This is a genomic window from Marinibactrum halimedae, from assembly GCF_021234875.1.
Taxonomy (GTDB): Bacteria; Pseudomonadota; Gammaproteobacteria; order Pseudomonadales; family Cellvibrionaceae; genus Marinibactrum; species Marinibactrum halimedae.
Genome location: NZ_JAJQVM010000066.1, coordinates 1 through 4,850 on the forward strand (window position 1 = coordinate 1; position 4,850 = coordinate 4,850).

Below are 4,850 nucleotides of genomic sequence, written 5' to 3' on the forward strand. Positions count from 1 at the left end.
GTACCAACAAAGACATTAAAAGTCGTATTACCTATTCCGCGACGCTCAAGCCACTGAATCAAGAAGACATGGAACGTTACATTGTTCGAGAACTGGAGTCGGTAAAAATGAGCATTAATACGTTTGACGAGGCCGCGATGGCGTTGATTATTCGTTCCAGTGAAGGGAATTTACGGCTGTGTCGTAACTTGTGTTTGGGAAGTTTAATTGAAGCAGCACGAGAAACCAAAAGGGTCGTATCGATTACGCATGTGAATAATGTGCTTGTGCAACCGCATTGGCGATCTCATGAAGAGTTAATCACGCAGCAAGCGTTATCGTAGTTGGACGAAAAATAGGAAAAGGGCGAAAGCCCTTTTTTTACGCCAGCACCTTACGACAATAAAACGGTAGACATTACGATGTAAGAGTGGCAAAACTCGAAAAGGCTACAGCAGCAATTCGGGAAAAGCGTCTATTTTTTAGCAAATCCTACGATGAAGAGTTTGGCAAAAACTACGACAGCAAAAAGGTGCGCTACAACTTAATAAATAATTAGCCTTGCATTTGCGGGGCTAATTATTTACGGACAAACTGACAACCTATCTAAATCCAATAAATCTGGATCTTTTGATTCGAGCATGTCTTCAAAGCTATTCCAACCATTTTGCTTAACAAAACTACACTCATCATCTAACAAAGGGAGTAACCAAACCAACACCGTCGATAGTTGACCACCTTCATAAACATAAAAATCGTCATCAAAAAACACGGGGATTGATGCGTAAACACCATTTACTGATACACCAGGAATAAGAGGAGAGCTAGGCCCCACCACATCCCCCCTTAAGAGTCCTCTTTTCTTAGAAAGAAGATATTCTGCAAAAGTAACCATAAACGAAGCGATTTGCTCCGACGGATATCTATCATATGTTGAAAAAACTAATTCTTGCAGAACATCTTTGTCTTCTTTCAAATTAAGAAGATGATCACTAAGGCCCAACGTTACATAAGTTGTAACGCCTTCAAAAGGTTGGTTTCTAAATCGCACTACCTGAATAGGTAGTTGCTCATCTTTAAGTGCCCAACCTTTATCAATTTTTCCTAAGTGTTTTTCAATATGCGTAGTTAAAGTCATAAATCTGCTGGCGCCGCCCCTCGAGATCTATTACAACTGGGGCACTCTAACCTTGTGCCTTCGTTATAATTATCTAATACCTGTTTACGATTCTTTCCTGAAAGGTCACGTTGACTCCACGGAGGTTGGTGATCAACGTCCCAACCATCAGAACCATTTCTTTTTTCACCCTTATGGGGATTTCCAGAAACATCTTTTCCACATGTCGGACAAGCTTTAGTGTCAGGCTTACTACCATCAGCCGCATTATCCCAGCTATCTTTTACTGTTTTCTTGCGGAAACTCCCTGGTCTCTTTGGAACATTAAACCCTGCTTATGAAAGCAAATACTCCTTCATGATGAAATACCCACATGCATAGATTCTCTGGATCAACGATCAACACATCTCCATTGAAGAAACACTCCCCAATAAGATTCAGATGATTCTCAACAAATAATTCTAGATTAATCGAATTTAATTTAAACGGGCCTAAACCGTCTTTATATGATGCTTCCGTAACCACATAAACTTCCCCGTTAAATTCGTTAAGGTTCTTCAATTTTTCAAATATTTCAAGATCCTCAAGATTTTCCCAATCACTGAGATCATGCCACACTATATGAGCGCCTTCACTCTCTGAGTTTTTCACGATATCTTCAAGGGAAACACATTCATGTCTAAAACACTTCTTAAATATCGATCTAAAGGTTTCCCAAAGTATGAGGATTGACTGCAGTTCAATCATCTAAACGTTTCCTGCCCTTCAATAAATATTTTTTCAGTCACACTATGACGTTTTCCATCAAAATCACGGATTGTCACATGAGGACCTTCGTTCGTATTTGCATGACCGACTGGATTCCATTCAATTCTCCTCTTGCCATCAGGGCTTTCCCACCAATCAGGCTTATAGTTTTTAAATTTGTCTAGAGATCCGCCAGCGGCCCTTTCCGCCTCATTAAGAAGGCCATCTTGATCTTTAACGAATTTTCGAGTTACAGATTTACCAGCAGAGTTCTTTACTGTCTTTTTTGTAACATTAAAATTTAGCCATTAGCCAAAATTTTTTCGACAACCCCAACGTCAGACAAATCTTTGTGCCACCAATATTTCTCAGGCTGGAGGCCTTTTTCTCGCTTTCTTTTGTCTGCAATTGAAAACATTGCTAATAGCAACTTAAAAGATTTTTCTCTTTCAGATTCTGGTAAATTTGCAATATTTGATAAGCTTTGCGAAAGCATGATATTTCCATTGGGCTCTTCCCTAAAAACCTTTAAAAGTAATTGGCAAGGTGTAAATGTTGGTTTAAGGCCACTATTACTGATTGCGCTCTCAACATCTTTTCCTAGAGCGCCTGACTGCAAAATAAAATATATCAAGCGCCTTAAAACTTCTATTTGAATTTCCTTAGCCGAAATAAACCACTCGACAGCCTCGTTAAGTGGTTTGACACCTTGAGATATTTGATTTAGATAGATATCAGTTTTAATGTCCATTGATTCCTCTATTGCGGTCTAAAAATAATATGGGGCTGATCGGTGTTTACTGTCGAGTAATTCGGAGCTTTAGGGTTATAGCTTTGCCACACATCTATGCCCGTTTCCCTTCCCATTGAATTAACTTCACCTCCTTGCGTTCCTCTAGGAACTGAACTTCTTGCTGAATGCCTCTGCCTGTTGTTGCCAGAAAAGATATAGTCCCAGTCCGAATTAGGATTTGACTTCCCGGAAGCTCTGCTTCCAACTACTGAAATATCTTGTTTCGTTCGATTAGCTGCGTTCTGGATTCTCTTTGCGTCAGCAGGAGACAAATTTTCTAGCTTCGCTCCTCCTCCAGCTAGTGGCCCCTTCCCAATCGGCCTACGAGTAAGCGCCATTCCAACCACACCAGACGCTGCCACACCGGCCTGTTGGAATTCTCCCGCTGCATAATTACCCGTCACTTCATTGTAAATATCAACCGCGCCATCATAAATCTGTTCGGCCATACTTCGGCCACCCATCATCATGAATCCCAGCCCCATCATCGACTCCGATGTGGCCAAGCCATTGGAGCCCACAATGCCGTTAAACGTTCCCTCAACTAGGCCCATTCCAAACAGAACGGACTTATGCAAACCACTGTAATTTCGGGAACCTTGCTGCGCCACCACCCCAACGGTTTCCATTCCATTCTCAGTACCCCAGGTTCCCACTTGGTTAAACTGAGACCCAATCTCCTCCGTCTTCATACTCTCACTGCCGCCAACGCCCGCGCTGGCTAGTGGGCTCTCCGCTTGGTTTACCGTGCCATTGCTTTCCTGTACGGACGCCGATTGCTTACTGCCCTCGCCTCTGGTCTGGCCACTAAAGACAATCACACTGCAAAAATAGCCACTGTGTTGGCACTGACCCTCCTCAGCCCGATACCCCGTCGGGTCGGTGCCCGCCATGGGGTTGTTCATAATGTACGAGTACGGGTTAATACTCTGCGAATTCCCAGGCTCCTGAATATACGGGTCCACACTCAAAAAACGACCCAGCTGATAATCGAACACCCGGCCATTCATATGGATCAGCTCTACCTCATCCAAATGCTCGTGGTCGGTAAAGCCTCGGCGGGTGGCCATGTCGCTGTCGAAGGAGTTTTCCCCCAACTGCGCGATATCCAGCTCCGCCCAATTCCCCTGGCGTGGTTTGCCGAAGGGGTCGAAATGACGACGGGCCGTGACTTGGCCGTTATCATCCGTGAGGGTGGTGGCACAGCTACAATTTCCTGCACAAAAATAGGCGGCTAATCTCTTAGCCACCTACAAATCAAAATTAAATTTTTAAAGAACACATCGCCTTGTTTGTAACATTACTGGATCAGCAAAAACCAATTAATCCTTAGCATTATATAAATCATGAAGACCAATCTTATCAGGGTCATTGAGCAACACTTCAGTGAGCCCCTTATGCACCAGTAACAATCTTCCTTTATCCTCTCCGTCTTGAATCGCTCTAGATCCGTCAAGGACCGCAAGAAGACCAAATAGCGCTTCATCGACTGCTTCAGTTACGATGCTCTCAACATTACTACGATCCTTATCACATAAATTATTGAACCATTCGGAACGCTGTTTCTCTGCCTCTGGAATTTTTCTACCCGGTGGATCTTCTAGATTCTCAATCGTATCCTCAATTGCGGAATCACGAACTATCTCTTTTACAGCTTCGACAAACTCTTCACTATTCATACTTATTCCTATTTCTTTTTAAACGCGTCGGGAAACATTTCCTTATTCAATCGAATAAGATCCTTAATGTTGCTGTTAGGAGCATTCGTGTAATTACGGAGATCTCTTACATCTTTCGAAAGCAAGTCCCTTGGATTACCACTATAAGTTCCTTTTATCGTTGGTATGCGCCGGTGCTCGCGCTGAGGTACAGCCATTGACGGTGCTGTTTTCGGATCGTAACCATCTATTACTTGTCCCGCAGGATGCTTTTGCGCGGCATGATGAATGTCTAACTTATCGCCTTTCACCGAACGCGTAGTTAAATCATCAAAGGTGCCAACTTCATACTTTTTAACCGGCCTACGAGTAAGCGCCATTCCAGCCACACCAGATGCCGCCACACCGGCCTGCTGGAATTCTCCCGCTGCATAATTACTGGTCACTTCATTGTAAATATCAACCGCGCCATCATAAATCTGTTCGGCCATACTTCGGCCACCCATCATCATGAATCCCAGCCCCATCATCGACTCCGATGTGGCCAAGCCATTGG

Annotated in this window: 7 protein-coding genes and 1 pseudogene; 1 reads left to right on the forward strand and 7 read right to left on the reverse strand. The window is 43.5% G+C overall.

All coding sequences use genetic code 11. The annotated features are described in order from the left end of the window. On the forward strand, window positions 1-323 hold a 323-nt coding region (locus tag LU351_RS19930), incomplete at its 5' end, for a hypothetical protein (RefSeq protein WP_232595849.1). A gap of 239 nt (window positions 324-562) precedes the next feature. On the opposite strand, the gene LU351_RS19935 is transcribed toward LU351_RS19930, so the two are convergent. The 7 genes and pseudogenes from LU351_RS19935 to LU351_RS19960 all read right to left on the reverse strand — a co-directional run. Then, on the reverse strand, window positions 563-1,117 hold the full coding sequence (locus LU351_RS19935; protein ID WP_232595850.1) for a suppressor of fused domain protein: 555 nt from the start codon (window positions 1,115-1,117) through the stop codon (window positions 563-565). After that, window positions 1,114-1,329, reverse strand: a pseudogene (locus LU351_RS21100) (GH-E family nuclease); the annotation flags it as partial. The pseudogene LU351_RS21100 and the gene LU351_RS19935, both read right to left, overlap by 4 nt. Before the next feature lie 91 nt (window positions 1,330-1,420). Beyond that, on the reverse strand, window positions 1,421-1,843 hold the full coding sequence (locus LU351_RS19940; RefSeq protein ID WP_232595851.1) for a hypothetical protein: 423 nt from the start codon (window positions 1,841-1,843) through the stop codon (window positions 1,421-1,423). 301 nt (window positions 1,844-2,144) lie between these two features. Next, the gene (locus tag LU351_RS19945; protein ID WP_232595852.1) at window positions 2,145-2,594 is read right to left on the reverse strand and encodes a DUF5958 family protein; all 450 of its coding nucleotides are present in this window, start codon (window positions 2,592-2,594) and stop codon (window positions 2,145-2,147) included. Window positions 2,595-2,602: 8 nt separating this feature from the next. Next, a complete protein-coding gene (locus LU351_RS19950) occupies window positions 2,603-3,886 on the reverse strand; it encodes an RHS repeat domain-containing protein (RefSeq protein WP_232595853.1) in 1,284 nt (427 codons plus the stop codon). A gap of 72 nt (window positions 3,887-3,958) precedes the next feature. After that, on the reverse strand, window positions 3,959-4,315 hold the full coding sequence (locus tag LU351_RS19955) for a hypothetical protein (RefSeq protein WP_232595854.1): 357 nt from the start codon (window positions 4,313-4,315) through the stop codon (window positions 3,959-3,961). A gap of 8 nt (window positions 4,316-4,323) precedes the next feature. After that, window positions 4,324-4,850: hypothetical protein (locus tag LU351_RS19960; RefSeq protein ID WP_232595855.1), on the reverse strand; the 527-nt coding region annotated here is incomplete at its 5' end.

Coding starts and splice junctions, on each gene's coding strand:
- LU351_RS19935 (WP_232595850.1), bottom strand. CDS start 1,117: ATGACTTTAACTACGCATATTGAAAAACACTTAGGAAAAATTGATAAA.
- LU351_RS19940 (WP_232595851.1), bottom strand. CDS start 1,843: ATGATTGAACTGCAGTCAATCCTCATACTTTGGGAAACCTTTAGATCG.
- LU351_RS19945 (WP_232595852.1), bottom strand. CDS start 2,594: ATGGACATTAAAACTGATATCTATCTAAATCAAATATCTCAAGGTGTC.
- LU351_RS19955 (WP_232595854.1), bottom strand. CDS start 4,315: ATGAATAGTGAAGAGTTTGTCGAAGCTGTAAAAGAGATAGTTCGTGAT.